26 protein-coding genes are annotated in these 26,405 nt (G+C 45.1%); all 26 read left to right on the top strand.

What is annotated here, in order from left to right:
• Window positions 1-10: 10 nt before the first annotated feature.
• Complete coding sequence (locus B2U56_RS02055; protein ID WP_286951943.1) at window positions 11-1,321, top strand: TRAP transporter large permease; 1,311 nt, start codon at window positions 11-13, stop codon at window positions 1,319-1,321.
• A 42-nt stretch (window positions 1,322-1,363) separates the two neighbouring features.
• Window positions 1,364-2,974 carry an amidohydrolase gene (locus B2U56_RS02050; RefSeq protein ID WP_286951942.1) on the top strand — a complete coding sequence of 537 codons (1,611 nt, stop codon included), beginning with the start codon at window positions 1,364-1,366 and terminating at the stop codon, window positions 2,972-2,974.
• 111 nt (window positions 2,975-3,085) lie between these two features.
• Window positions 3,086-4,477 (top strand): aminomethyl-transferring glycine dehydrogenase subunit GcvPA, encoded by a 1,392-nt coding sequence (gene gcvPA / locus B2U56_RS02045; RefSeq protein ID WP_286951941.1) that lies wholly within the window; start codon window positions 3,086-3,088, stop codon window positions 4,475-4,477.
• A gap of 25 nt (window positions 4,478-4,502) precedes the next feature.
• Window positions 4,503-6,086, top strand: a complete 1,584-nt coding sequence (gene gcvPB / locus B2U56_RS02040; RefSeq protein ID WP_286951983.1) for an aminomethyl-transferring glycine dehydrogenase subunit GcvPB — start codon at window positions 4,503-4,505, stop codon at window positions 6,084-6,086.
• Between the two features lie 6 nt (window positions 6,087-6,092).
• On the top strand, window positions 6,093-7,241 hold the full coding sequence (locus B2U56_RS02035; protein ID WP_286951940.1) for an ATP-NAD kinase family protein: 1,149 nt from the start codon (window positions 6,093-6,095) through the stop codon (window positions 7,239-7,241).
• Window positions 7,242-7,488: 247 nt separating this feature from the next.
• Window positions 7,489-9,123, top strand: a complete 1,635-nt coding sequence (locus B2U56_RS02030) for an amidohydrolase (protein ID WP_286951939.1) — start codon at window positions 7,489-7,491, stop codon at window positions 9,121-9,123.
• Between the two features lie 17 nt (window positions 9,124-9,140).
• The gene (locus B2U56_RS02025; RefSeq protein WP_286951938.1) at window positions 9,141-10,103 is read left to right on the top strand and encodes a C-terminal binding protein; all 963 of its coding nucleotides are present in this window, start codon (window positions 9,141-9,143) and stop codon (window positions 10,101-10,103) included.
• 16 nt (window positions 10,104-10,119) lie between these two features.
• A complete protein-coding gene (locus tag B2U56_RS02020; RefSeq protein WP_013049127.1) occupies window positions 10,120-11,295 on the top strand; it encodes a pyridoxal phosphate-dependent aminotransferase in 1,176 nt (391 codons plus the stop codon).
• Window positions 11,296-11,338: 43 nt separating this feature from the next.
• Entirely contained in the window at window positions 11,339-12,334 is a 996-nt protein-coding gene (locus B2U56_RS02015) for a DctP family TRAP transporter solute-binding subunit (protein ID WP_013049126.1), read from the top strand.
• Between the two features lie 23 nt (window positions 12,335-12,357).
• A complete protein-coding gene (locus B2U56_RS02010) occupies window positions 12,358-12,837 on the top strand; it encodes a TRAP transporter small permease (protein WP_286951937.1) in 480 nt (159 codons plus the stop codon).
• A 15-nt stretch (window positions 12,838-12,852) separates the two neighbouring features.
• Complete coding sequence (locus tag B2U56_RS02005; protein ID WP_286951936.1) at window positions 12,853-14,136, top strand: TRAP transporter large permease; 1,284 nt, start codon at window positions 12,853-12,855, stop codon at window positions 14,134-14,136.
• Window positions 14,137-14,332: 196 nt separating this feature from the next.
• On the top strand, window positions 14,333-14,677 hold the full coding sequence (locus B2U56_RS02000) for a helix-turn-helix domain-containing protein (RefSeq protein WP_286951935.1): 345 nt from the start codon (window positions 14,333-14,335) through the stop codon (window positions 14,675-14,677).
• Window positions 14,674-15,429 (top strand): ImmA/IrrE family metallo-endopeptidase, encoded by a 756-nt coding sequence (locus tag B2U56_RS01995; RefSeq protein ID WP_286951934.1) that lies wholly within the window; start codon window positions 14,674-14,676, stop codon window positions 15,427-15,429. Before B2U56_RS02000 ends, B2U56_RS01995 begins: the two co-directional genes overlap by 4 nt.
• Window positions 15,430-15,943: 514 nt before the next feature.
• A complete protein-coding gene (locus B2U56_RS01990) occupies window positions 15,944-17,254 on the top strand; it encodes an amidohydrolase (RefSeq protein ID WP_286951933.1) in 1,311 nt (436 codons plus the stop codon).
• Window positions 17,255-17,269: 15 nt separating this feature from the next.
• A complete protein-coding gene (locus B2U56_RS01985; RefSeq protein WP_013049120.1) occupies window positions 17,270-18,085 on the top strand; it encodes a DUF3100 domain-containing protein in 816 nt (271 codons plus the stop codon).
• A 3-nt stretch (window positions 18,086-18,088) separates the two neighbouring features.
• The gene (locus B2U56_RS01980) at window positions 18,089-18,535 is read left to right on the top strand and encodes a hypothetical protein (RefSeq protein ID WP_013049119.1); all 447 of its coding nucleotides are present in this window, start codon (window positions 18,089-18,091) and stop codon (window positions 18,533-18,535) included.
• Between the two features lie 187 nt (window positions 18,536-18,722).
• The gene (locus B2U56_RS01975; RefSeq protein WP_013049118.1) at window positions 18,723-18,938 is read left to right on the top strand and encodes a DUF1659 domain-containing protein; all 216 of its coding nucleotides are present in this window, start codon (window positions 18,723-18,725) and stop codon (window positions 18,936-18,938) included.
• A gap of 86 nt (window positions 18,939-19,024) precedes the next feature.
• Window positions 19,025-19,231 (top strand): DUF2922 domain-containing protein, encoded by a 207-nt coding sequence (locus tag B2U56_RS01970; protein WP_013049117.1) that lies wholly within the window; start codon window positions 19,025-19,027, stop codon window positions 19,229-19,231.
• A gap of 71 nt (window positions 19,232-19,302) precedes the next feature.
• Window positions 19,303-19,500, top strand: coding sequence for a YvrJ family protein (locus B2U56_RS01965; protein WP_013049116.1), 198 nt, complete (start codon window positions 19,303-19,305; stop codon window positions 19,498-19,500).
• Window positions 19,457-19,825, top strand: a complete 369-nt coding sequence (locus B2U56_RS01960) for a YcbK family protein (RefSeq protein WP_013049115.1) — start codon at window positions 19,457-19,459, stop codon at window positions 19,823-19,825. The genes B2U56_RS01965 and B2U56_RS01960 overlap by 44 nt, the downstream gene beginning before the upstream one ends.
• Window positions 19,822-20,331, top strand: coding sequence for a sigma-70 family RNA polymerase sigma factor (locus B2U56_RS01955; RefSeq protein WP_013049114.1), 510 nt, complete (start codon window positions 19,822-19,824; stop codon window positions 20,329-20,331). Before B2U56_RS01960 ends, B2U56_RS01955 begins: the two co-directional genes overlap by 4 nt.
• A gap of 125 nt (window positions 20,332-20,456) precedes the next feature.
• A complete protein-coding gene (locus B2U56_RS01950) occupies window positions 20,457-21,392 on the top strand; it encodes a DMT family transporter (protein ID WP_286677067.1) in 936 nt (311 codons plus the stop codon).
• 116 nt (window positions 21,393-21,508) lie between these two features.
• Entirely contained in the window at window positions 21,509-22,084 is a 576-nt protein-coding gene (locus B2U56_RS01945) for a winged helix-turn-helix domain-containing protein (RefSeq protein ID WP_286677068.1), read from the top strand.
• A complete protein-coding gene (locus tag B2U56_RS01940) occupies window positions 22,074-23,504 on the top strand; it encodes an MBOAT family O-acyltransferase (protein WP_286677069.1) in 1,431 nt (476 codons plus the stop codon). Before B2U56_RS01945 ends, B2U56_RS01940 begins: the two co-directional genes overlap by 11 nt.
• A 9-nt stretch (window positions 23,505-23,513) precedes the next feature.
• Window positions 23,514-24,674 carry a hypothetical protein gene (locus B2U56_RS01935; RefSeq protein WP_286951929.1) on the top strand — a complete coding sequence of 387 codons (1,161 nt, stop codon included), beginning with the start codon at window positions 23,514-23,516 and terminating at the stop codon, window positions 24,672-24,674.
• Window positions 24,675-24,929: 255 nt separating this feature from the next.
• Complete coding sequence (locus B2U56_RS01930; protein WP_286951927.1) at window positions 24,930-26,390, top strand: oligosaccharide flippase family protein; 1,461 nt, start codon at window positions 24,930-24,932, stop codon at window positions 26,388-26,390.
• Window positions 26,391-26,405: the final 15 nt, after the last annotated feature.

Genomic DNA, 26,405 nt, shown 5'->3' with positions numbered 1-26,405 from the left:
AGGAGAAAACATGACCATTTCATATGTACCTCTTGCGATGTTTGGTGTTCTTTTTGCGGTTTTAGCCTTAGGGATTCCCATTGCTTTTTCTCTCTGTTTTATCAGTATTATTTTTGCGTGGAGTCTCTGGGGCTTTGGTGGCGTATCTCTTCTAACAACGGCTGTATGGGGGACGATGAACAACTTCGCTCTCATAGCTGTTGTTCTATTTGTTTACATGGCCCTTATTTTGCAAAAAACGCGAGTTGTTGAAGATATCTATGACGCCTGTTACAAGTGGTTTGGAGGCGTTCGAGGTGGATTGGCTGTTACGACTATAGTGGTAGGAGCCATCTTGGGGGCAGTTTCCGGTGTTGTTGCCGCTGGTGTAATCGGACTGGGACTCATCGGTTTGCCTCAAATGTTGAAATATGGCTACAATAAAAAAGTCAGTTTGGGGTCGGTTCTTGCAGGTGGAACTCTTGGGCAGCTTATTCCGCCAAGCACTACTATGGTGGTTTATGGGGCCATAACGGGAGTATCTGTCGGTGGTCTTTTTGCTGGAGGAATAACATGTGGGCTCTTTCTTGCTTTCCTTTACTGTGTCTATATCCTTACCAGATCATTTCTTAACAAGGACTTTTGTCCAGCTCTTCCAGAAGAAGATCGCGCTACTTTTATAGAAAAAATAAAAAGTTCTAAAGGAATTATCCTTCCTACTATTTTAATTTTCCTTGTCTTGGGTTCCATTCTTTCAGGAGCAGCGACCCCTACAGAAGCTGCAGGAGTTGGCGTAGCAGGGGCTTTGATGCTTGGTATGATGAGCCGTCGTCTTACATGGAAGATGGTAGCTGAGTCAGCATGGGAAACTCTTGAAATAACCGCTATGGTGGGATGGATTGTTGCTGGAGCTCTTGCCTTTGGTTCTGTCTTTTCCGGAACAGGTGGAAACCAGCTTGTCATGACTATTGCGACCTCCCTTCCTGGAGGGCGATGGGGAGTTTTCATTGCTGCGAATATTTTTATATTCTTTCTTGGCATGTTCCTGGAACCCACAGCCATGATTATGCTTGCAGCTCCAATCCTTTCTCCACTGATGGCAAAAATGGGCTTCGATCCTCTATGGTGGGGACTCATATTTATGATGTTGCTTCAAATGGCCTATATCTCACCTCCCTTTGGCTTCAGCCTTTTTTATCTTAAGGGAGCCACTCCTAAGGATATTGATATTTCAGATATTTATGCAGCTAGCGTGCCGTTCATGGGCCTACAAATTCTGGCCGTCATTTTATTGGCCTTTTTCCCGGAAATAGCTGTGGGTTTATCCAAGTTGCTCATTTAATTTAACAAGAAAATCAATATGTAAATAAGGGGTGCTTAAACCATGGAATATTTGTTAATAGAGGGCGGCAAAGTTTGGACTGGCGCAGGTACTGTAGAAGAAGCGCTTCTTCTTGGGGGAGACAAGGTAATTGCTGTGGGCAGCAAAAGCAGCGTGCAATCTCATCCGAAAGCGGCAAAGGCTAAAAAAATTGCACTCAAGGGAGAAACAGTCATTCCAGGCATGACAGACAGCCATCTCCACTTGACGGCTGTTGCCAAATATAAAGTAGCTATAGATTTGAGTGATGTTAAAAGTAAAGAAGAATTCTTGCAAAGAATAAAAAAAGGCGCTGAGAATTCTACTCCGGGCAGTTGGGTGTATGCGTCCAGATTAAATGAGGCACATTGGGATAGACCTGCTCTTCCCACCCGGGAAGATCTTGATTCCCTGAACTTGCCTAATCCTATTGTGGTAACCCGTATCTGTTCCCATACCAATGTGGTTAATACGAATGCGCTGGAGAAATGCGGCATTCCCTTAGATGCAGACATAGAGGGAGCCGTAAAAGGACTTGACGGCAAACTCAACGGCATACTTCATGAGCAAGCGGGATTTAATGTAGTGGAAAAAATGAAGAAAAGTCTCTACACTCAAGAGCGAGTTACCGAGCTTGTTGCAGAAAAGTGCCATGAAATTGCTGCCTATGGCTTAACGGCGATCCATCCTTGCGGCGCTTTTTCCTATGGTCTTGAAGAGAGTCTCGAGGTATACCAGTCTCTCAGAGCTGCCAATCGTCTTTCACTAAGAGTATTTGCCTATTTCGATTTTATGCCCAATCTGCCAATTTCAAGTGGTTTAGGTGATGACTGGGTTAAATATCAGGGATGGAAAACATTTCTGGATGGATCACTCGGAGCCGCTACCGCAGCCTTCACAGAACCATACTCCGACAATCCGGAAAGTTGCGGTCTTTTAAACCATTCCCTTGACGAAGTTAAGGGCTGGCTTGAAGAATGTCAGTCCAGAGGTATTCAGGCGCAGATTCATGTTATAGGAGACAGGGCTCTGGATCAGGCACTTGACGCTATAGAATACGTTGTGTCAAAACGGGGAACAACCTCCCATTCTTTGCCGGTTCGTTTGGCTCATACACAGCTGTGCAGGCCGGATCAAATTAAACGAATGGCATCTCTCAGAGTTGTCTGTGATATTCAACCCATGTTTTTGCCTAGTGATATGCATATGGCCCCTTCTCGACTGGGAGAAAAACGTCTTGAAATGGCTTATCCATGGCGTTCTCTTTATGACGGCGGTTTGCTTTTGACAGGTTCGAGCGATACTCCGGCAGAATCCATCAACCCGTGGACAGGTGTGTGGGCTGCTGTAAATCGCACTGGCGCCGACGGTAAGCCTGAAGAAGGATGGACGCCTAAAGAAAAACTTACATTGGAACAAGCCCTAAAAATTTACACTGTCAATCCTTACAAAGCTATGGGGTATGAAAACATTGGAACTTTGGAAGTTGGCAAGAAAGCAGACGTTGTCGTTCTAAACAATGACATTTGGGGGATGCCCACCCAGAAATTAAAAGATGTTACCCCTCAATATGTATTTGTTGATGGGCTTCAAAGTGTTGGCGATTTGACAGACTGGCCTACTATCAGCAAGTAAAATACGCAGAGCAATCTCAAATTCGTTTCTTATCAGTATTTTGTACTATTAGTTTATCGTCAAAATATGTATTCTTTGAACACCATGAATTCAAGAAAGAGGAGGAAGCTCATGGCCAAGAATAAGGTTGTATATCCTTATATTCCTAACTCTGTTCCTTATATTCAAGAAGAAATGTTAAAAGAAATAGGAGCAGAAAGCATTGATGAATTTTTTGAATGTATTCCTGAAGAGCTTAAACTTAAAGGTCCTCTTGACCTTCCCGCCCCTCTTCTCTCCGAGGCAGGGCTGAAGCGTCATATCGAACAAATCCTTTCTAAAAACGCAACAACATCTGAAAATATCAGTTTTCTTGGCGGAGGTTGCTGGAACCACTACGTTCCAGCCGTGTGTGACGAAGTTAACCAACGTTCCGAGTTTCTCACCGCCTACGCTGGGGAGCCCTACGAAGATCATGGTAGATTTCAGGCACTCTTCGAATATGAAAGTATGATGGCCGAGCTTATAGACATGGATGTAGTAAACGTCCCCACCTATGACGGGGCTCAGGCATCCGCTACATCTATTCGAATGGCCGCTCGTATTACAGGCCGACAGGAGGTTCTTGTGGCAGAAAATATTCATCCTGAAACCATGTCGGTCATAAAAAACTACTGCACCCCTGATCTCACTATTGCCTATGTTCCGTGCGACCTTAAAACAGGCTGCCTTGATCTTCAGAAACTCCAGAGTCATGTTTCGTCAAAAACAGCTGTTCTTTACTTCGAAAACCCATCTTTTATCGGCACCATAGATCCCAACGGCGAAAAAATGACAGAAATTCTTCATAACGCCGGTGCTCTCATGGTCACAGGGGTTGATCCTTCCTCCATGGGATTGCTCACCCCACCTTCCCGTTACGGCGCTGATATCGTGTGCGGCGATATACAGCCTCTCGGCATGCACACCTATTACGGCGGAGCCAGAGGCGGTTTCATGGGCGTTCGAGATGATGAAGCCTTTATCAAAGAATATCCGTCCCGGCTTTTTGGCATTGCCCCCACCTCTCATGGAGAATGGGGGTTTGGAGACGTTGCCTGGGAACGTACCTCCTTTGCCGAACGGGAGAACGCAAAGGAATTTGTAGGAACCGCAGCTGCCCTTTGGGGCATCACCGCAGGAGTCTACCTAGCCCTTATGGGCCCTAAAGGCATGAAAGAGCTTGGGGAGAGCATTTATATGCGCTGCCAATACCTCATGAAGAGGATGGAAGAGCTTCCGGGCGTCAAGATTCCCCTTGCATCAACAGCTCATTTCAAAGAGTTCCTTGTGAATTTTGACGGTACTGGAAAAACGGTGCAAAAAATCAACAAGGCTCTTCTGGACAAGAATATTTTTGGCGGCCTTGACGTTTCAAAAATATTCCCCGGCTACGGCGAGTGTGCCCTCTACTGCGTAACAGAGACTGTGACCCAGGAAGACATGGATACGCTCATCACAGCTCTGGTCGAAATTCTTGCATAAAAGAAAGGAAGGAACACTCATGGGAATGAATATGCAAACCAAACTGAGAGACTTCCATCAGGCTCGATGGGATGAGCCTATTATCTATGAACTCTCTACGCCAGGTGAGCGAGGAGTGCTTTTGCCTGAAATAGAGGAAGGCATTCAGAACAGCGCAAAAGATGCTATGGCAAAACTTCCCTCCCACATGGTTCGTTCAGACTATGCAAATCTTCCTGAAATGGGGCAGATGAGAGTGTTGAAGCACTATCTGCGCCTATCCCAGGAAAACCTTGGCGCTGATCTTAATATCGACATTGGGCAAGGAACCTGCACCATGAAATATAATCCTAAAATAAACGAAGAATTGGCACGCAATCCCAAAATAAGTAAACTTCATCCCTATCAGGATGAATCTACAGTTCAGGGAGCTCTCGAAATTATCTATAACATGGATCATGCCTTGAGAGCCATTTCCGGCATGGATGCCTTCTCCCTGCAAACAGGCGGCGGCTCTCAGGCCCTTTATTCGATAATTTCTATTATCAGGGCCTGGGTTGAACATACCAAACAGACGGAAACCAAAGATGAAATCATCACAACCATCTATTCCCACCCGTCAAATGCAGCTGTGGCGAAACTCAAAGGCTTCAAGGTAATCACCATTTACCCCGGTGCAGATGGGCGGCCGGATTACGAAGCCCTTAAAAATGCCGTGTCGGAACGTACCGCGGCACTCATGATTACAAACCCTGAAGACATTGGCATTTACAACTCCCGCATTAAGGAGTTCACAGACCTGGTGCACAGCGTTGGCGGACTCTGCAGTTACGACCAGGCCAACCTCAACGGCATTATGGGCATTACCAGGGCCCGGGAAGCCGGTTTTGACATTTGCTTCTTCAACCTCCACAAAACTTTCTCCGCTCCTCATGGATGCGGCGGTCCGGGAAGCGGAGCCGTTGGCGTTACCGATATGTTGAAATCCTTCCTTCCCGTTCCTGTGGTAGAAAAGAATCCGGAGACAGGGGCTTTCTTCTTGAATAACGATCTTGCCCATACCATTGGAAAAAACAAAAACTTCTACGGAACCATCCCGGCCATTCTTAAGGCTTACGCATGGGTTAGAGCCTTGGGGGCCGATGGAATTAAAGAGGCTGCCAGAGTAGCGGTTTTAAACAACAACTATATGTTTAGAAAGATTCTGGCCATTCGGGGAGCGTCAGCACCCTATGCAGAAGGGGAGCATCGTATTGAACAGGTCCGTTACAGCTGGCAGAAACTAAAAGAAGAAACTGGCATAACCACAACCGATGTCCAGAACCGGATGTTCGATTTTGGCGTTCATTACTGGACCAGCCATGAGCCATGGATTGTACCGGAACCATTCACTATCGAACCTACGGAATCCTATTCCAAGCAAGAACTCGACGAGTTCCTTGCCATTACAGAACAGATTGTGAAGGAAGCCTACGAAAAACCGGAAATTGTGAAGACAGCACCTCACAACAGCACGATCCACCATGTACATCATGAGTATTTTGACGATCCGGAAAAATGGGCCATCACATGGCGGGTCTACAATAAAAAATATCAGGGATACTTTGAGAAAAAAGAAACAGAGGAATAAATCAAAATGAAGAAGCTGGGGCTGATCATAAATCCAATAGCTGGCATGGGTGGCAAGGTTGGGCTCAAGGGAACAGATGGCCTCAGCATATTATCACGCGCTCTGGAAATGGGAGCCGCCCCCCATTCTCCAGGCCGTGCCGCTGCGGCTTTAAAACAGCTTCTAGGTATAAAAGAGCATATACAAATTGTAACCTTTCCCGGCGATATGGGTGAAACCGTGGCAAAGCAATGGGGTTTTTCAACCCAGACCCTCCTGAAAGGGATAGTCTCTGAAAAAAACACCACACGAGAAGACACTCTCAGGGCTGCAAAAGAACTGCTCGATCAAAAGGTAGATCTTCTGCTTTTTGCAGGTGGAGACGGCACAGCCCGTGACATCTACGAAAGTGTAAAAACAAATCTCACAGTATTAGGAATCCCCTCGGGAGTAAAAATACACTCTGCCGTTTTTGGCTGCTCCCCACAGCAGGCGGGAGAGCTGGCACTCTTGTACTTAAATGGTAGCGAAACACGTGAAAAAAGTGCGGAGGTCATGGATATCGATGAAGACCTTTTCAGAAAGGGCATTGTTACGGCCAAACTCTGCGGGTACCTCAAAATTCCTTTCGAAAAGAGGAGGGTACAGCGCCTTAAAGCCGGGAGCTCGATATCAGAAGAGGCGCTTCACCAGGCTATAGCGGCCCATGTTATTACCAACGAAATGAATTCCGACACGCTTTATGTCATAGGGCCCGGAACAACAACACGAGCTGTAATGATGGCCCTTCAACTTGACTACTCTCTTTTGGGCGTCGATTGTGTTGTCAACAAACAACTTGCAGGAAAAGACCTTTCGGAAGAGGCGCTCTTAAAACTCTGTGCTCAATACGAAAAGCGAAAGCTCATAATTACTCCTATCGGGGGACAAGGTTTTCTTCTAGGGCGAGGAAATCAGCAGATAAGTTCAAAAGTTCTTCGTTTTTTCTCCCGTAACGATATTCTTGTTCTCTGCACGCCGGCAAAACTTCATGCTTTAGAAGGTTCTCCGCTGCTCATAGATACCGGCGACAGTTCTATTGATCAAAAGTTTTCTGGTTACATGCGCCTCATTACGGGGTACAACGAATACGTAATGTATAACGTAGTGGTGCCAGGTCTTGAAAATGTGCATTAGCGTATAGTTTCACGAGCAAGACACAAGTAATAACAGGGGCTGCTCAATTGATCTGAGCGGCCCCTGTCTTTTATCTCAACATTCCCATTACAGCATGTTTCTGACACAATTGCACATTTTCAAGACCTGGCACCATTCCCTTCTCTTTGGTATTATTATCCATTGTATGTTTAAAAAATTCACGCTACAAATACTTATCATATAGAGTTTTGGTAAGATGCTCACGATGGTGATAGGAGGAAAAATAATGGAACAACTTCTTGTCTATGGAGGAAAAGTTTGGACAGGCGATTCGGATAAGCCCTTTGCAGAGGCGTTACTTGTGGAGGGAAACCGTTTTATCGCTGTCGGTACCCTAGAGGAAGTTAGAAACGCCGCAAAAAAGGCAGAAAATAAAAAAACCACTGAGTTACATCTCAACGGCAATCTTGTTATGCCAGGTATATCAGATGCTCACTTTCATTTCACAGCTTTCGCCAAACAGAATCTATATCTTGATCTTCAGGATATCCGCTCCCTCGACGAGCTTTTAGAAACTATTAAAAACTATGCGCGTAATGTGCCCGAAGGTTCATGGATACGGGGCGTTCGATACAACGAAATGAACTGGGAAAAACCCGAAAAACTCTCCCGTTCCGTGCTTGATTCTTTAAATCTGCCTCATCCCGTTATTCTAAGCCGATATTGCGGCCACGCCCACGTAGCCAATACTTGGGCCCTTGAAAAGGGAGGGCTTCTGCAATCCCCCAACCTTTCCTCTGATGAAGTGGAGCGGGATAGTTCTGGCCAACTCACAGGCAATATTTTTGAACGGGCGGCAATGCCCCTTCTAAGACGTGTAGAAGAAGAGTATGAGACTCCCGAAAAGATGCAAAAAGGCGTTGCCGAGGCCGGATTCATCGTGGCAAAAACAGGAACCACATCTGTTCATGCCAGCGATGCCCGGTCATACGGCTTGGGAGAAGATATTTTTGCCTTTCAGGGTCTCGCTGAGGAAGGCGCATTGCCAATTCGGGTGAACACATACCATGACGCCCTTCCAAACTTTACATTCCGCACTGGATTTGGCGATACCTGGGTTCGCTACGGCGGGTTAAAGGTTTTTCTCGATGGATCCTTAGGCGGGCACACTGCAGCCCTTCTTTCTCCCTATTCAGACAAAGCAGATGAGAAAGGAATCCTCCTTTACTCTGATGACGAACTTTACAACCTTCTGTATGACGCCGCCAGCCGTTCAATCCAGGTTCAGATCCACATGATCGGCGATGCTGCCATAGAGCAGGGCATCCGGGTTGTAAAACGGCTTCTTTCGAACATAGAAAAACCGGCCCTGCCCTTCAGGTTCAACCATCTTATAGTCTGCCATCCTGAACAAATAGAAGAGCTCAAAACCCTTCCCATTGTGGCAGACATTCAGCCAACCCAGTCTTACACAGACAGGGTGATGGCCCCGTCACGCCTTGGTTCTGACCGGTTGCCTTATTTATATAATTTTAGAACCCTCTACGAAACAGGCCTGTTGCTCACTGGGTCAAGTGATTGCCCCATGGAGCTTCCAAACTCATGGTTAGGCATATGGGCGGCCGTAGCACGCAGCGAAATGGACGGCGCTCCTTTGAGCTACCTCAATCCAGATGAAACGCTCACTCTCGAACAGGCCCTTCGCATCTACACCGTCAATCCCCCAGAAGCGGCGGGGATGGGCCATATCCTGGGAAAAATCAAAGAGGGCTATCTTGCCGATTTCACTATCATAGACGGGGATCCCTTTACCATGCCCGTACAGCAATTAAAAGACACAGAATCTCTTTACACCTTCGTTGACGGCAAGCTCAGCTACGGGAATATAGAGAACTGGCCTCACATAAAAGATATCCGCTAAGGCAGGAGGCATTGTGAATGTGGAAATACAAAGTTGGCATATTTAGCGTCGTCAACAAAAATGGAGTAGAAATAGAACAGAAAATACTCAAAGAAATCGATGCCCAGGTGATGAACATCCAAACAGAAGAAGATTTCGAAAGAATGCTGCCTGAAATTGACGGGCTCATTATCGCAGATGCTGCAATAACAGAAGAAGTCCTCGATAAGTTGGAAAAATGCAAGGTTGTTGTACGCCAAGGAATGGGAACCGACAATATTGACATCCCAGCTGCCACGGCCCGGGGCATCCAGGTCTGCAATACTCCAGGTTTCAATATTAGGGAAGTTGCGGACCATGCGCTGGCTTCCGCTTTGTGCCTTGCCAGATACATCCCGTTCTTCAACCATGTCATTAAGAACGAAAAAAAGTGGTCTCACCTCTCATTCCCGGCCCCCAAAAGGGTTGGCGCCATGGAGTTCGGCATAATCGGCTTCGGTAAAATAGGTCAGCTTTTGGCGTCAAAGGCCAAGGGTATCTTTGGAAATATCACGACTTTTGACCCTTACCTCAACAGAGACGCTGCTGCGGAGCTTGGCGTAGAAGGAAAAAATACCCTTGAAGAGCTGTTTCAGACTGCCGATATCATCAGCTTGCACGTGCCCCTTACACCAGAAACCCACCATCTTCTCAATAAAAACACCTTCGCTCATATGAAGCCGGGTATGTTTGTCATCAATACCTCCCGAGGTTCTCTCATCGATGAAGAAGCGTTGCTTTGGGCCATAAGGGAAAAAATAGTCGCAGGCGCATTCCTTGACGTTATTGAGAACGAGTGGGAACCTGATCTTGAGGCTCCGCTCTTTAAGGAGCCCAGAATCATTTTTACACCACATACGGCGTGGTATAGCCAGGATTCTTTACATCTGCTTCGAACAGTGCCGGCCCAGGAGGTCAGAGATGCACTTCTTGGAAAACGACCTGTGGGCAGGGTTAACTAAGAGAGGACGGATCTGAATGAAGTTATATGAGAAAAGCGCTCGCATGCAGCAATGTTCCTTTGAAGGGGGCATTCGAGACATCTTTGAAGCGGCTTTAAAACTGGAAAGCAAGGGGCAGAAAATTTATCACTTGGAAATAGGCCGTCCCGACTTCGATTCCCCAGAGTGCGCAAAAAAAGCAGCCATACAGGCTCTTGAGGAAGGGTTTGTTCACTACACATCCATGAACGGAATCCCAAGCTTGCGGGAAGCAATTGCAGAGCATGAGAGAAAGAAGGGCTGCCTCTTTGGGCCTCAAAACGTCATTGTCACCAGCGGCGCTTCGGAAGCCCTCCTGACATCCATGATGGGCCTTTTGAATCCGGGGGACGAGATTATTCTGCCGACCCCCTGTTTTGTTTCATATAGAGAACAGGCTCTTTTGGCTGGTGCGGTGCCAGTCATGATTCCGTCATTTTTAGAAAATCGGTACCAGCTCGATATGGAATCCATAAAAAAGGCTCTTACTCCGAGAACCAAAATGATCATCATAAACTCGCCCAATAACCCTACCGGCGCTCTTATGCATCGTGGCGATGTGGAAGAGCTCATAGCGCTCGTTCAGGGTAAGGATATCTGGGTTGTCACTGACGAATGCTACTCTGATTTCATCTACGACAACGAACATGTGAGCATTGCCAGCTACCCGGAGATGAAAAAACAGGTCATCCTCGTCAGCTCTACGTCAAAAACATTTTCTATGACAGGGTGGCGCATTGGATACCTTATGGCGCCGGAACCGGTTCTTCCCTTTTTAAGCAAAGCTCACCTTATGACCATCTCATGCGCTAATTCCTTTGCTCAGGTGGGAGCCGCCGAAGCCTACAAGAGCGGAGCGGCCCATACGCAAGAAATGGTGGCGGCCTTCAAAGAGCGGCGGAACATTGTGGTATCGGCGCTGAATCGATGCCCGGGCATTAAGTTCCCCGACCCCCAGGGAGCCTTCTACGTTCTTCCATCAATAGAAAAGCTCAACATGAAGCCCCTGGATTTTGCCAAAGAACTCATGGAACGCTATGGAGTTGCCATTACTCCCGGAAACGCCTTCGGAATAGACAATCACGTTCGAATAGCTTATGCTATTCCGGCTGAAGATCTGCGCCAGGCCATGGAGGGCTTTGTGGCCCTTTATAACGAAAAAATAAGAGGTTGAGCATTCATAAACGTCAACTATTAAATAGGAAGGGGAATAAACGATGAAGAGATTTCTTATTTCTGTAGTAGCACTCGCATTACTTGTCATGTCGGCACACTCAGCGTTGGCTGCCTCCGAGTTTCGAATGAAAGTACACTCTGTAGGGAGTGACGCCCACCCCTCAACAACCATGCTTCATGAATTTAAAAAGTATGTAGAAGAGAACTCTGGCGGAAGAATAAGCGTTTCCATCCATAACAACGCCCAGCTTGGCGGAGACAGACAGGCCACAGAAGCCATGCAGCTTGGAACCATAGAGTGTGGAGTGTTGCCAACTACGACCATCGCTTCCTTTGACCCAAGATTTAACATCTTTGAGCTTCCATTTATCTTCAAAAGCCACGAAGAAGCCTACAAACACCTTGACGGCGCTCTTGGCGAAAAATTGAAAGAGGCCCTCCTGAGCCAGGGCATGCGTATTATCGGCTATGGAGTTAACGGATTCAGGCACATTTCAAACAACCGCGGTCCCATAACAAAACCGGAAGATCTCAAGGGACTGAAGATCAGAACCCAGGAGAACCCCATCCATATCGCAGCCTTTAAACTCCTTGGTTCAAGCCCCACCCCCATGAGCTTTTCAGAGCTCTACACCGCTTTGGCCCAGAAGACCGTGGACGCTCAGGAAAACCCCATAACCCTCACTTACTCTTCAAAGTTCTACGAAGTGCAGGAGTACTATTCCCTTACAGGTCATGTGTATGCTGTGGCTCCCCTCGTGGTAAGCACCATATTCTTTGACCGCCTGCCAGAAGACCTTCAGAAAGTTGTTCTCGACGCCGGCAAACTCTATGCAGACGGAGAACGGAAATCAACCGTGGAACTTGAGGGACAGATGCTCCAGGAGCTGAAAAATCATGGCATGAAGGTCAATGAGCTGACGCCAGAAGAACTTGAGGTTTTCAAAAAAACCACATTGCCAGTATATAAAGAGTTTGAGTCTAAGATAGGAACAGATCTTCTGAACATGATCCTGAAAGGTGAGGAGGCATCTTAAGAACCACAGGGGGTTCGTATTGAATGAAGCGTTTAAAGATCTTTTTGGACGACCTTGAGGAAAATCTGCTTTGCGGCATTTTAGCCCTCATGGTTATCATCATCTTTTTACAAGTTATTATGCGATATGTCTTTGCCAATTCTCTTACGTGGAGCGAAGAACTGGCAAGGTATCTTTTTATATGGCTCACCTGGCTCGGCACGGGTTATGCCTTTAAGAGCAACCGCCACCTGCGGATAGAATTTCTTGTGGATAAGCTCTCCGTACGGGTGCGGTACTACCTGGAGTTTCTAATTCTCGTTCTCTGGCTAGGCTTTAGCGTATTCCTCGTCTATCAAGGGTGGATTGTTACAAATCTGAACTGGACGCGGGGTCAATTGTCCGCAGCCATGCAGATTCCTATGGCCCTGGCCTATGCTGCTGTGCCGTTGGGATGTCTGTTTATGGCGTTGCGGCTGGCTTTTAGGCTCTTTAGCGGCTTTTTAGAGAAAAGATATGAGTAGAAGGAGGGGCGTACGATGGATATAGCTGTACTTTTCGGGTTTGTCGCCCTCTTTCTCGCGCTAAGCCTTCCCATAGGCATAGCCCTGGGATTGGCCACCGCGCTTACCATGTTCTTAACGAGCCCTATTCCCTTGACCATGATAGCCCAGACGGCCTTTACGGGGCTTGACTCTTTTCCCCTCCTTGCCATTCCATTCTTTATGCTGGCGGGATCGCTCATGGGCTATGGCGGAATTTCAAAGAGGCTCGTCAACCTTGCAGAAAGCCTTGTGGGCTTTCTTATCGGCGGTCTTGCCATGGTCACAGTGACAGCCTGCATGTTCTTTGCGTCTATTTCCGGATCGGGCCCTGCAACAGTGTCAGCCATTGGGTCTTTTATGATCCCTGAAATGCGGGCCAAAAAATACGAAGGAGCCTTTGCCGCCGCCCTTACCGCTGCCGCAGGCTCTATCGGCGTCATTATCCCTCCCTCAATTCCTTTCGTCATTTTTGGCGTCGTATCGGGAGCTTCAGTGGGAGAGCTTTTTGTTGCGGGAGTCATTCCGGGTATCATCATAGGCATCGCCTTAATGATCGTTTCTTATTTTTCTGCCAAAAAACATGGATACCCTCGCTCTGATAAGACACTGGGACTCAAGTATTTTATAAAAAACTTTGTTGACAGCTTCTGGGCCCTGCTTGTGCCGGTCATTATTATGGGCGGTATCTACGGAGGAATATTTACTCCCACTGAAGCGGCTGTGGTTGTCGTAGTATATGCTCTCTTTATAGGGAAGTTCATCTATAAGGAGCTGGATTACGAAACCACCAAAGCAGCCTTTAAGGATGCGGTGATGGTGAACGGCGCCACGTCATTCATGCTGGGACTTTCCATGTCCTTTGCCACTTATCTAACCATGGAGCAGATCCCCATGCGGGTGGGGGCGTGGATCATCACAGTATCTAGCGAACCGTGGGTTATCCTGTTCCTCATCAACCTGATGCTCCTTGTAGTAGGATGTTTTGTGGATAACATATCGTCCATGATCATCTTGACGCCTATCTTTCTTCCTGTCGTAAAACAGATAGGCATCGATCCTGTTCATTTCGGAGTGGTCATGACCCTTGCTCTCGCCATCGGTTTTATTACCCCTCCCTACGGGGCCAATCTTTTTGTAGCATCAGCTGTTTCTGGGGAAAAGTTAGACAGAATATCCGGAAAGATCTTCCCCTTCGTGGGAGCCATGGTCATCTGTCTGGCCATTTTCACCTATTTCCCAGTCTTCAGCATGGGATTAGTCAATCTTTTAATGCGATAATCCTTTCAGGGCGGCTCTTAAACCGCCCTTTTTAAATTCCATTTTTCCTTGCCCATATCGTTCTTTCGAGAATGTTTTAATTCTCTAGTAGAAAGTTTTAGAGTTGCTGCTCACCGCTTGTCATATTTTTAAGCAATATATTAGTTGAATTTATGACAGACTTGGAGTATTATATTGGCGGAGGGGTGGTGATGAGATGCTAAATTATGAATTGATAGGACAGCGTTTTAATGAGTTGCGGAGCAAGAGTGGCCTAACACAAGGCCAGATGGCAGCTTATCTAGACGTAGATCAGAGCTATATTTCGAAATGTGAAAAAAATGAACGGCAATTCAGTATTGATATTTTAGAAAAAGCTGCATCACTTTTTGGGTGTCCGGTGGAATATATTGTAGGCTTAACAAGCGAATTTTCACCAATGTCTATTGCTTTTCGAGCAAAAAGCGTTACCAGGGAAGATTTGGAGGCTATAGCAGTGTTGAACAAAATAGCATTAAACCTACGCTTTATGGAAGAGCTGCTTAAGGAGGAATCCATTTGAAAGAGAAGATAGAAATCAACGGGGAAGCAATCTATTTACGCAAGCTATTTGGAGAAGATACGGATTCCCCCATTGATGTTTTCTCCTTGCTCCACAACAACGGCGATTTGACCATTGTGTTTTATCCTATGAGCAATCGGGTTAGCGGAATGTGCATAAGGGATGGGAACAATAAAATCATTTGTATTAATTCGACTTCGACTTACGGCAGACAGCGCTTCACTATTGCTCACGAGCTGTATCATTTATTTTTTCATAAAGATTTTAAAAGTATTGTGTGTTCAAAAGATATTGAGGCTCAAAAGGATCTTCAAGAAAAAGAAGCGGATCTTTTTGCATCCTATTTTTTGGCACCTTACGAGGCATTGACATCTTTTATTAAAAATAAGCTGAAAAAAGAAAAACAGACATTGCACGTTGATGATATCGTAAAGATAGAGCAACACTATGGGTTGAGCAGGCAGGCAACTTTATGGCGATTGGTTAATGATGGGTGGTATATCACCCAAGAAAAAGCTAATACAATGAAAACAGGCATAATATCATCCGCAATAAGGCTGGGGTTTGATGACAAATTATATCGCCCGTTGCCAGAAGATAAACAGCACATTACCTTTGGAAAATATATCAAGCTGGCTGAAGAGTTGAAAGATAAAGAACTGATTTCTACTGGTAAATATGAAGAGATTATGTTGGAAGGATTTAGGGGGGATATTATATACGGGCTCAATCCTCCAGAAAACTATGATTAAAAAACTATTTTTTGATACCGACTGTATTTCTTCCTTTTTATGGGTGAAAGAAGAAAAAATTTTATTAACCCTTTACCCAGAAAGAATTATTCTGCCAAAGCAAGTTTCCGATGAGCTTTGTAACCCTAGTATCCCCCATATCTTGCCGACTTCAACCTTTACGGAATATAAAACTAAAAAACTAAAAAACTAAAAATAAAAAAATACTCCCGCCCATTTACCCGCAAGCGCCCCTGCCTCCATCCAATATTAAAAACCCTAAAAATAAACAAAAATGCTATAGAGTAGATAAAATTTAGTCAACAGTGTATTATACAAAGGTGCTGCGCAATCAGGTAGCTTTCAATGTTTGCCTTTCTCAAAATCTCTTCAGTATTCGACGATGCCAACACCAACTCACATCACAGCACAAAATAGCTAATATTCTGTCTATCAAAATTAAATATACGTCTCAATAAAAAAAGAGTTATAATGACAAAACGAGCTCATTCTCCGCTCAACAGGGGGTGCCACCATGAATGTACAACATCTTAAAGATCAGATATGTCAGTGTATTGACGAGAAAAAAGAAGACCTTCTCTCTCTCGTTCGCGAAATAGGCAGCCACGCAGAATTAGGGTTCAAGGAGTACCGCACCTCTTCTGTCGTTGCAGCTTTTTTAAAAGACCTCGGTCTCCCCGTCCAGACGGGATTGGCGGTAACAGGCGTAAAAGCTCTATTGAAGGGAAGCCGGCCAGGGCCAACAGTGGCTATTTTAGGAGAGCTTGACGGGGTTATCAGCCCAGACCACCCGGAAGTGGTGAAAGGCACAAATGCGGCCCACGCATGCGGCCACAACCTGCAAATAGGCACAATGCTTGGCGCTGCCATGGGCCTTACATGGGCCAGCGCGGCAAAAGAACTTGACGGATCCATCTGCTTTATGGGGGTGCCGGCAGAGGAGTTTATCGAAATTCAAGAGCGAATGGAGCGCCGCCAAAAAGGAGAGATCCATTTCCTGGGAGGCAAACAAGAGCTAGTCTATCAGGGGGCCTTCGACGATATAGACATGGCCATGATGGTTCACGCCGGAACAAACATGCCCCATCCCTCGTTCATGATTGGCGAGACGGGCAATGGCTTCATTGCCAAAACCATTCGCTACATGGGAAAAGCCACCCACGCCGCCGCAGCCCCCCATGAAGGCATCAACGCCCTTAACGCCGCGGTTCTCGGCATCAACGCAGTGCACTCTATGAGAGAAACTTTTCGCGACGACGACCACGTTCGAGTCCACTTCATCATCACTAAAGGAGGCGACTCTGTAAACACCATCCCTGCCGACGTTCGTCTCGAAGCCTATGTGCGGGGCAAAACCATGGATGCCATCAACAGCACCCACGAAAAGTTCGACCGTGCCTTCAGGTCTGGCGGCGATGCAGTAGGGGCCAAAACCGAAATAGTTACAATTCCGGGATACCTTCCCCTCGCCTGCTCAGCCGCCATGAACAGCCTTTTTGAGTCGAATGCCGGGAGCTTCCTCCCCCATCAGAATATCGCCACGGCTCCCCACTTCGATGCCTCTACCGACATGGGGGATATCTGCCACATTATGCCCGCTATCCATCCTTATTTCGGCGGGGTTGCAGGAGCCCTCCATTCCGGTGATTTCAGGGTAGTGGATTACGATGCAGCGGTGATTCTTCCTGCAAAGGTTATGGCAACAACTGTTATAGATCTCTTATGCAACGGGGCAGAGAAGGGGCGTGAACTGCTTAAAGCCCACCGTCCTCTTATGTCACGAGAAGAATATCTTCAGACTCTGGAGCGTTACTTCAACATATGAAAGGAGTGGTAAAAGGTGAAGGATGCAATTCGCAACTGGAAGATTCATGCTTTAGTTGTCATCCTTGTAGTAATAGCAGAGTTGATCGGCATTCACTCTTTTAAGGTTGGCATTGGCACCATCGTTCTTCTTCCAATGCTTTATGCTCTTATTATAGGGGCTCTTCTAGGGCCAAAATTTGTCAAAGTTGTCAATCAAAAAGATATGGTGGACGCAGGCAGCCTCATCGGCGTCACCCTCATGCTTCTTATGGCGAGGTACGGCACTCTTGTGGGGCCCAACCTGCCCATGATTCTCAAAACAAGCCCGGCCCTTATTCTGCAGGAATTAGGCAATCTGGGAACCGTCCTCATAGGTATTCCCATAGCGGTTTTCCTCGGCCTGAAGAGGGAGGCAATCGGTGCTGCCCACTCTGTATCGCGAGAGCCCAACGTAGCTCTCATCGGAGACGTCTATGGCCTCGATACTCCTGAAGGGCAGGGGGTAATGGGAGTCTATATCTGCGGAACAGTCTTCGGAACCATCTTTTATGGCCTTATGGCTACTGTTACCGCAGCGCTTAACATCTTCCATCCATTGGCTCTGGGAATGGCTTCCGGCGTTGGAAGCGCCAGCATGATGACCGCCTCCGTCGGTTCCCTGAGCGCCATGTATCCTGATATCGCCGACAAGATCCAGGCCCTTGGCGCGGCAAGCAACATGCTCTCTGGCCTTGACGGCCTTTACATGTCTCTATGGATGGCCTTGCCTCTCTCAGAATGGCTCTATCGAAGAACTTATAAAATAAAATACGGCGAGTTCCCTGAAAAGCCAGAATACAAGGAGGTGTAAACCATGAAATCTTTTGAAGTCTTTATTGTGCTTCTCATTGTTGCCGTCATGACCCTCATAGGAAACCTGGTGGGGGCAAAAACACCTCTTATGAGCGCCATTCCAGGCATGGCAGCGTTAGTGGCTATCTGCATGGCTGGAGTTTTTTGCGCAAAGGCCATTCCAGTTCGCATTCCCTCTGTTGCCTATATCGTAACCATTGGCTGCATCCTGACCTATCCTGGTTTTCCCGGTTCCGCCATTCTCTCGGCCTGGGTCAAGAACGTTAATTTCCTGGCCCTTACCACACCTATTCTTGCCTATGCGGGCATCTCTCTTGGGAAAGACCTGGGAATGCTGAAAAAAACAGGCTGGAGAATAGTCGTAGTCTCATTCGTCGTTTTTATAGGAACGTACATTGGTTCAGCCGTTATAGCTCAGGCTGTCCTGAAAATGATAGGAGAAATCTAAGCACCACATGTAAAAAAGAAGTAACACTCCAGACGCAAAGGGAGGGGCTAGCCCCTCCCTTCTTTTCCTTCACTAAAACTGCCAGCAACACCACACCGAAACATTAATTATTCCCCAAATCAATTTAACCTTTTGTTTTTTAACCTCCTTCAACCCACTTATATAAGGTGAGGGGGGGTGAAAACATATGGAGGTCTACATTCCAATGGAAAGCCGCCTGCAGATTCGAGTCAACATTGGTTTTGACGATAACGGAGACCCAGTAACCCGTTCTCTCAATTTTGCCGATGTGCAATCTGAAGCAGTGGCTCTCAATGTGGCAGCTGTTTCAGCGGCTCTTGGCGGACTCCTCGACTATCCCATAACAGAAACACGAAAAATAGACACTAATGTCGTGGAGTAGAGAAGATTTTGTCAATAGTGTATAATGTGAGCGCGCTGCGGTATTAGTGACGCTCCCGGGTTGATTGCAGAAAGGAGTGAAACTTGATGAAAACCCTTCGCCTTAAGTTTGGTACTGCCGATGGAAAGAACCGAACCCTCTCCCTTCGCTATGCGCGTCAGGATGCGACGGAAGAAGAGGTTCGCACAGCAATGCAAGCCATCATAGACAACAATATATTTATAAAGGGTTTGGTCTCAATTCTTGGGGCCGAACTCGTAGAGACCTCTGTCACTACTCTCATTGAAGAGTAGAGCATAGGCCTCATGCGGCCGGAATCTTCTTCCGGCCGCTTTTTCGTGTCTTGAAAAAAGGAGGTGACGTTATGGAAGACTTTTTGGCATCCTGTCTTCAAAGTGGTTTTTCTGTAGCCGTAGCAGCCTATTTGCTTGTGCGCATGGAAAAACGGCTGGATGAACTGACAGGAGCCATCCGGCGGCTGGAGAGCGCTATTACCCATATGGAAGGAGGAGAACTCAGTGAAACCAATCATCAACTCGTTGCAGCTCACACCCCACTTTAATCTTCGAGAATTTCAATGTTCCTGTTGCCAACAGGTAAAACTGTGGCCCCCGCTAGTAGAGTGCCTGGAAAAGCTGAGAAGCCTCTGGAAAGAACCCATCGTACTTACCAGCGGATATCGTTGCCCCAACCATAATAAAAGGGTTGGGGGAGTTGCCAATAGCCTTCACGTGGAAGGCCGGGCTGCCGACGTGGTAGTAATGCATAGGTATCAGCCACTTTTTTGTGAACTGGCCGAAAGGGCTGGCTTCACAAGCATCTTGCCCTATGGAAAAAGAAACTTCATTCATCTGGCCATAAAAAATTCAAGGAGGCATAACGAATGATCTGTGTTCCCTGTAGTGACAAAGACCCAGAAGAAAAAATCCTTAGAGACTATTTTGACTACATTAAGAAAATAGCCTGGCGTTACGCAGGCCGCGGCGCAGAGGTTGAAGACCTGGAACAAGAAGCGTCAATGGGCCTCATCACATTAGCAAGAAAATGTCCCCCCAATGAAGAACTCTCCAATTACATTAGAAAACGCCTGCCTGGCCAAGTGCGGGATGCCGCGCACCGCTACCGCTATCCCGATCTTCACTGCGAACTGACAGAAGCCCACAAAGAGGCAATCCCCGCACCAAAAAAACACATACCAATCGATTTTATAGATCTTTTAGAAAGGAACTTCAGCGAATCCGACCTCTTCATCATCTGGGCCCTCTCGTGGGGCTGCACTCAGAAAGAGATTGCTGAAAAACTTAACAAGACGCAGCAATCCATCCACTATCGCCTTACGAAAATAAGAAAACACTTACAAGACCTTCTGAGGCGCTATTGGGATATGGAATAGACTCTATTGTTTGTAATCTGAGAGGGAGCCGTCAGGCTCCCTCTTTTACATCAGAAAGGGTATAATTTCATCTGTTAGCTCTGTAAAACAAACAATAACGTATACATGTGGAGATCGATATAAAAATGGATAGGCACTTTCTAGGTATTTCCTTAGCCCTTATGACAGGCGTTTCATGGGGCACAGTAAGCCCTATCGGGCGAATCCTTGCCCTTCAGGGCATCAATATGGTAACCGTTACAGTTCTCAGAACCTTTCTGGTGGTTGCGGGCTTTGGGCTCTATCTGGCGTTGCGGAGTCCCCAGTACCTTCGCACTTCCCTCAAAGAACAGAAAATATTTTTAATATACGGTATTCTGTCAGTGGTCTTTACCTATACAGGCTTTCTTTTTTCCCTCAAGTATTTAACTGTTTCGGCAGCCCTTATCATTCATTACACCTTTCCAATGGTGACCCTTCTTGGTGGCCTCCTGATAACAAAAGAACCTCCCACACCTGCACAGGTGCTTTCAGCCCTTCTCATCCTTGTTGGAGTATGGGTAGGCATGTTTTCTGGCAAGGAGGGAACTCAAGAGATCTCACTGCCCGGCATCCTCTGGGGGCTTGTGGCTGTTCTCGGATTGTCGGGACAATCCCTTCTGGGCAGAGAAACGTCCAAGAAAGGGGAACTCAACAGAAACAGCATCATCTTCTATTCACATGTATGGGGCGGCCTTTGCCTCATTATCATAAAGACCTTCACTGCCGGGTGGGCCGATGTGTCGCCCCTTTCCCTCGTCAACTGGGGATATATCGCCATTATTTCCTGTGTAGGCAGCCTCTTGGCCTATGCCGCTTTTTATACGGCCTTGAAATACATATCAGCCACTGCTGCCAGCCTCATGTGCACTGTAGAGATAATAACGGGCATCACTCTGGCCGCCCTTATGAGCGCAGAATTCCCCACATTGAGAGAAATGGCGGGCTGCACTATTATTATTCTGGCTATTGTGCTGGCTGCTATTCCCCCAAGGGTCTTTAAAGGCCGTTTTAAGGGCGCTCCACGGCAAAACAACGCCTAAAGAGGCATCAAACTACGAATAGCTAAAAACATATGCGCAGAGAGCCTTCTTTTTATTTGACTTCCTCTTTTGTGAGTAATAAAATGACTCGAAAAGAAGAAGGAAAAACATAAATCATGATTGATTCTTTAATTACTTCAAAAACCCGTGTCAAATTGCTCTTAAAGTTCTTTCTCAACCCTGAGAACAGGTCGTACCTTCGTGAACTTTCCGAAGAGTTCGGCGAATCAACCAATGCTGTGCGGGTAGAGCTCAACCGCCTTGCTGAAGCAGGGCTTTTGCAATCCCAAGACGAGGGGCGAACCAAGCTCTACAAAGCCAATACAAAACACCCGCTCTTCCCCGAAATACGGGCCATAGTCACAAAAACCCTCGGTATCGACCAGCTTGTGGACCAGGTTATAAGGCGCCTCGGCAACGTAGAGCTCGCCTTTATAACGGGAGACTACGCAAAAGGCATAGACTCTGGCCTCATCGACCTCGTGCTGGTTGGCGATATTGACAGAGCCTACCTCCAAAACCTCATAGACAAGCTAGAAAAGATGATTGAACGGAAGATTCGGGTGCTGGTTTTGACTACCAAAGAATTGCAAGCGTTGCATAACAGGTTTGCAGATAACCTGCTTGTGATTTGGGAAGGCAAATCAAGCTTAATGGTTAACGATAAAGGCAGGGAGAAGAATGCTATTTAATTCCTATAGTTTTATCCTTTTTTTTATCCCCATTGTATGGTTAGGATTTAGATTCCTTTCGTCAAATAGGCTTTTGACGGGGGCTTTAATTTGGCTAACAATTTCATCTTTCTACTTTTATGCATACTGGAACCCGCCATTTATTTTTTTGCTGCTTTTTTCCATATTATTTAACTTCAGTATTGGAAAGGCGCTTGAGGGAAAAAATAGATATAGAAAATATTTCCTGTTCTTAGGAGTCGCAGTCAATTTATTATTGATTGTCTACTTTAAGTACGGGAACTTTTTTATGAGCAATATCTTTGCCCTGTCCAGTTCCCAATGGGTCGATAAAGATATCTTCCTTCCATTGGGGATTTCTTTTTTCACCTTCCAACAAATAGCCTTTTTAGTTGAGGTCTACCAGGGGAAGATCGTTGCTCCCTCCCTATTAAATTTTTCGTTGTTTGTTTCCTTTTTTCCTCAACTTATCGCAGGACCCATAGTTCGTTATCCCGAAATAGTTCCCTATTTTTCTCGCAAAAAAACATTTGGAGTAAGTTACAGGAATATCGCTCTGGGTTTGTTTCTTTTCTCTATTGGTTTAGCAAAGAAAGTCATAATAGCAGATTCTTTGTCTCCATGGGTTGCACAAGTTTTTGATAAGACGGGGTCGTTACAATTTTGGACAGCATGGAGCGGCACTCTCGCCTATACCTTTCAGATATATTTCGATTTCAGTGGCTACTCAGATATGGCACTGGGATTGGGAAAATTATTTAACATCAGCCTCCCTATAAATTTTAATTCTCCTTACAAGGCCCTTTCTATAACAGATTTCTGGAGACGCTGGCATATTACGCTATCAAGTTTCTTGAGAGATTATCTTTATATTCCTCTGGGAGGGAATAGAAAAGGAAAATTAAACCAATATAAGAACCTCTTGATAACAATGACCCTTGGCGGCTTATGGCATGGCGCTTCATGGACATTTGTCTTTTGGGGGTTATACCATGGCTTATTGCTTTTAGCTCATAAAGTGTTATCGAACTTTTTCAAAAAATATCATTTAGGAAAAATTCCCATATTTATAAAATGGGGAGCGACGTTTTTTAGTGTTACCTTGGGATGGGTTTTTTTCAGATCTCATTCTTTTGCTCAAGGCTGCACGGTAATAAAAGCAATGATAGGCGTTCAAGGTATTCCTTCTTTAAACTTATCATTATTGCGAGGAACGCATTTCCCTGAGTTATTGCTTTGTCTTTTTATTTGTGTGTTTATGCCCCAATCTTGGGAGATGGCTTCTTTCTATGAAATTAATAGTGATACCAGGCAACTTTCTCTATCTAAAATAAAAATTGCGGCAGCGGCCCTTGTCTTTTTATTAGCTGTGATACTTATAGGTACAAAACCCACAGAATTTCTTTATTTCCAATTTTGAGGTATTGCTATGAAAAATAAACGATTGGTTTCTCTTTGGCTTTTTGTTGTAGGAATTGGGCTTTTCATTTTCTGGGGCAGCCTTATTGCCGTAGACCCTCTGGGAATATGGCATTTCCCCATAATAAGGGGGTTTAACAATTACAAAGTATCCCAGCCGGCTCATCTAGATTTCTTTAAACCCTACGAGTATCGCATGATAAAACCGGATGTGGTTTTTCTTGGCTCATCTCGAGTATATGTTGGTTTATGCCCTGATGACTATCCCGATAAGAGTGTAAAAGTCTATAACATGGGCATGAGCTCTTTATCCATACGAGATGCCTATCAATATCTTAAGTTCATGATCAAGGTTCATAAACCTAAAAAGGTGTATTTGGGATTAGACTTTTTTCAGTTTGACTCTAATAATTTTGGCGATTCCCGACGAGGTTTTTCTCAAGAACGGCTGGATAAAATCTCAAGTAATGGATTTTCATATATAACGTTTAAGTTACACGAAACTGCAGGTCTGCGTAGAATGATAAAACCTACTGTATTGAAAAGCCGCAAAGAGACAAATACAATCCTATTTAATAAGGGATGGGATGTCATTAGGGGCAGCGCATTAGAAGTTAATGAAGAGGCTTATGTACATACAATGATGAGTTTTTTTAAAACCTATCAGCAATTTTCTTTATGTGATGAGAGCTTTATTTGTTTAGAAAAGATAATAGAAACAGCACGAGAAGAAGAGATAGATATCGTTTTATTTTTTAACCCTATTTCAGCGGATCTTCTATCGATCATATGGGCAACGGGACAACAATATAATTTTAGGAATGTGAAAAAACGTCTTGCAGAAGTTGCGAGTTACTACGATTTTGCTTTTATTAATAGTCTTACAAAGGATAAAAGCTCATTCTATGATGCATCCCATTACAGGGATGCAACAGGAGAAGTAATCATTTCTGGCTTATTGCAGCAAAAACCAGCATTATTCTTACAACATATAACAAAAGAAAATAGTTCCGATTTTTTGTTTATGGCAGAGCGCAATTTATATTCTTACGCTCTCCCTAATTCATTTTTTCTCCACAAAATTAATAACTTGATAAAACAAAAAGACAGTAAAAATGCAAGAGAATTAGTACAGGAATATCTTAGAAAGGATGACTGCTTTGAAAATTAAGAGGAACTATAAATATTTAGCCAAGTTATGGGGAGTTGGTATGGCTATGGCTGTTTATTCGAGGCAGGGAAACATCAAAAGTGCAACAAGGTGTTTGGATCTTCTCATAAAAAATTATGGGCTACCTAATATGTCAATTTACCCTCTAAATTATACAAAGAGGAGGGGGCTGCCAAATTCGCGCCATAATAGCTATGTTTTGTTTGGAATTGGTCACTTGATAAAATCATCCTTTGAATAACTTGGTAGCTTAAAATGAAAGAAAATTTTATAAACTTGATAATATCGCTGAAAAATAAATTTAAATCAGAATCAGCAGTTAAAAGCGTTTTCCTCTTAGCTGGAGGTACCGCTATTGGTCAGGCTATTTATGTTTTTGTAACCCCTATTTTATCTAGGCTCTATTCTCCTTCAGATTTTGGGGTTTTAGCTATATATGCAGCCTTGCTAAGCATTTTGGGGGCTTTTACAAGCTTATCATATCATTTAGCTATACCTCTGCCTGAGGAAGATGCTTCAGCTATAAACCTACTTGTTTTAAGCTGTTTGGCACATGCAGGAGTAGTTTGCTTTCTATCTCTTGTTATCTATTTTAAGGGTGACTTTTTTTTAGCTAAATGTGGTTGGGAGGCAATAAAACCGTACCAATGGCTCCTTCCTTTAGGGGTTTTTTTTACCGGTCTATATACGACATTAACCTACTTTGCACTTCGATTTAAAGCCTATCAAACCATTGCTCAAACAAAGGTAACCCAAAAATTGTTTGGTGCGGGAACAAGTGTTTTAATGGGGGTAACAGGTTTTACACCCTCTGGTTTGTTATGGGGGCAGATTATAGGTATGACAGGCGGAATTACTTCTCTTGTTCGTATAACGAAAAAAAACTTTTCCCTAAGCGTAATCAATAAAAAAATGTCAGCAATCGTTGCTAAAAAATATTACAATTTCCCTCTTTATCAAACGTGGGGAACCCTCCTTAACGTGCTAAGTATACAAATAATGCCACTTTTGCTCGCCTCTTTTTTCTCCTCAGATGTAACTGGATGGTTTGCTATGAGCATGAGAGTTCTTCAGCTGCCCGCCAGTTTTTTAGGTCAGTCTATAGGACAGGTTTATTTTCAGAAAGCAAGCGTTGCACAAAGGGAGGAACGATTATCAGATGTAACGGTTCGTACTCTTAAGGCTTTGGTTACTTTAGGGACATTCCCTATTTTATCTTTAGGTTTTATAGCCCCGGATCTTTTCCCTTTAATCTTAGGGGACAGTTGGAAGATAGCTGGTTACTACACTCTTTTCCTTGCTCCTTACCTATGGATGCAGTTTTTATCATCTCCTATCTCTGCTACTTTTTTGATAGTGAATAAACAAAGGTATCTAACTCTTTTTCAAGGATTCATGTTACTTATGGGAGTGGCATCTCTATATATAGGTTATTTAGTCCAAGGTTCTTATGCCCCTATTATTATTTATGGAGTAGGGAAATTTATAGTCTACTTCTTGTACCTCGTTATTATTATGAAATTGGTGGGTAAAGGGATGAGCGAATATTTAGGAGGAATAATAAAGGAGTTTTTTATTGCCATGTTGCTTATTGCTCCAATAATAGTTGCTCGCTCTTATCGAGCGCCAGCATTTTTAAGTATAGGCGCATGGATTTTTTCTAGCTTAATTTATATGTTTTGGATTCTCAAATCGAAGATGATAACCGGGGAATAGTTTTTCAGCAAAAAA

Origin of the sequence: Aminobacterium sp. UBA4987 (genome assembly GCF_002396985.1) — a bacterium.
Lineage (GTDB): Bacteria > Synergistota > Synergistia > Synergistales > Aminobacteriaceae > Aminobacterium > Aminobacterium colombiense.
The sequence above is the reverse complement of the archived record's forward strand: the minus strand, read 5'-3'. Positions and strand labels throughout refer to the sequence as shown.

Coding starts and splice junctions, on each gene's coding strand:
- B2U56_RS01940 (WP_286677069.1), top strand. CDS start 22,074: ATGCTATTTAATTCCTATAGTTTTATCCTTTTTTTTATCCCCATTGTA.
- B2U56_RS01950 (WP_286677067.1), top strand. CDS start 20,457: ATGGATAGGCACTTTCTAGGTATTTCCTTAGCCCTTATGACAGGCGTT.
- B2U56_RS01955 (WP_013049114.1), top strand. CDS start 19,822: ATGATCTGTGTTCCCTGTAGTGACAAAGACCCAGAAGAAAAAATCCTT.
- B2U56_RS02020 (WP_013049127.1), top strand. CDS start 10,120: ATGAAGTTATATGAGAAAAGCGCTCGCATGCAGCAATGTTCCTTTGAA.
- gcvPB (WP_286951983.1), top strand. CDS start 4,503: ATGAATATGCAAACCAAACTGAGAGACTTCCATCAGGCTCGATGGGAT.
- B2U56_RS02005 (WP_286951936.1), top strand. CDS start 12,853: ATGGATATAGCTGTACTTTTCGGGTTTGTCGCCCTCTTTCTCGCGCTA.
- B2U56_RS02000 (WP_286951935.1), top strand. CDS start 14,333: ATGCTAAATTATGAATTGATAGGACAGCGTTTTAATGAGTTGCGGAGC.
- B2U56_RS01970 (WP_013049117.1), top strand. CDS start 19,025: ATGAAAACCCTTCGCCTTAAGTTTGGTACTGCCGATGGAAAGAACCGA.
- gcvPA (WP_286951941.1), top strand. CDS start 3,086: ATGGCCAAGAATAAGGTTGTATATCCTTATATTCCTAACTCTGTTCCT.
- B2U56_RS02010 (WP_286951937.1), top strand. CDS start 12,358: ATGAAGCGTTTAAAGATCTTTTTGGACGACCTTGAGGAAAATCTGCTT.
- B2U56_RS02035 (WP_286951940.1), top strand. CDS start 6,093: ATGAAGAAGCTGGGGCTGATCATAAATCCAATAGCTGGCATGGGTGGC.
- B2U56_RS02015 (WP_013049126.1), top strand. CDS start 11,339: ATGAAGAGATTTCTTATTTCTGTAGTAGCACTCGCATTACTTGTCATG.
- B2U56_RS01990 (WP_286951933.1), top strand. CDS start 15,944: ATGAATGTACAACATCTTAAAGATCAGATATGTCAGTGTATTGACGAG.
- B2U56_RS01975 (WP_013049118.1), top strand. CDS start 18,723: ATGGAGGTCTACATTCCAATGGAAAGCCGCCTGCAGATTCGAGTCAAC.
- B2U56_RS01980 (WP_013049119.1), top strand. CDS start 18,089: ATGAAATCTTTTGAAGTCTTTATTGTGCTTCTCATTGTTGCCGTCATG.
- B2U56_RS02030 (WP_286951939.1), top strand. CDS start 7,489: ATGGAACAACTTCTTGTCTATGGAGGAAAAGTTTGGACAGGCGATTCG.
- B2U56_RS01965 (WP_013049116.1), top strand. CDS start 19,303: ATGGAAGACTTTTTGGCATCCTGTCTTCAAAGTGGTTTTTCTGTAGCC.
- B2U56_RS01930 (WP_286951927.1), top strand. CDS start 24,930: ATGAAAGAAAATTTTATAAACTTGATAATATCGCTGAAAAATAAATTT.
- B2U56_RS01935 (WP_286951929.1), top strand. CDS start 23,514: ATGAAAAATAAACGATTGGTTTCTCTTTGGCTTTTTGTTGTAGGAATT.
- B2U56_RS02055 (WP_286951943.1), top strand. CDS start 11: ATGACCATTTCATATGTACCTCTTGCGATGTTTGGTGTTCTTTTTGCG.
- B2U56_RS01945 (WP_286677068.1), top strand. CDS start 21,509: ATGATTGATTCTTTAATTACTTCAAAAACCCGTGTCAAATTGCTCTTA.
- B2U56_RS02025 (WP_286951938.1), top strand. CDS start 9,141: ATGTGGAAATACAAAGTTGGCATATTTAGCGTCGTCAACAAAAATGGA.
- B2U56_RS02050 (WP_286951942.1), top strand. CDS start 1,364: ATGGAATATTTGTTAATAGAGGGCGGCAAAGTTTGGACTGGCGCAGGT.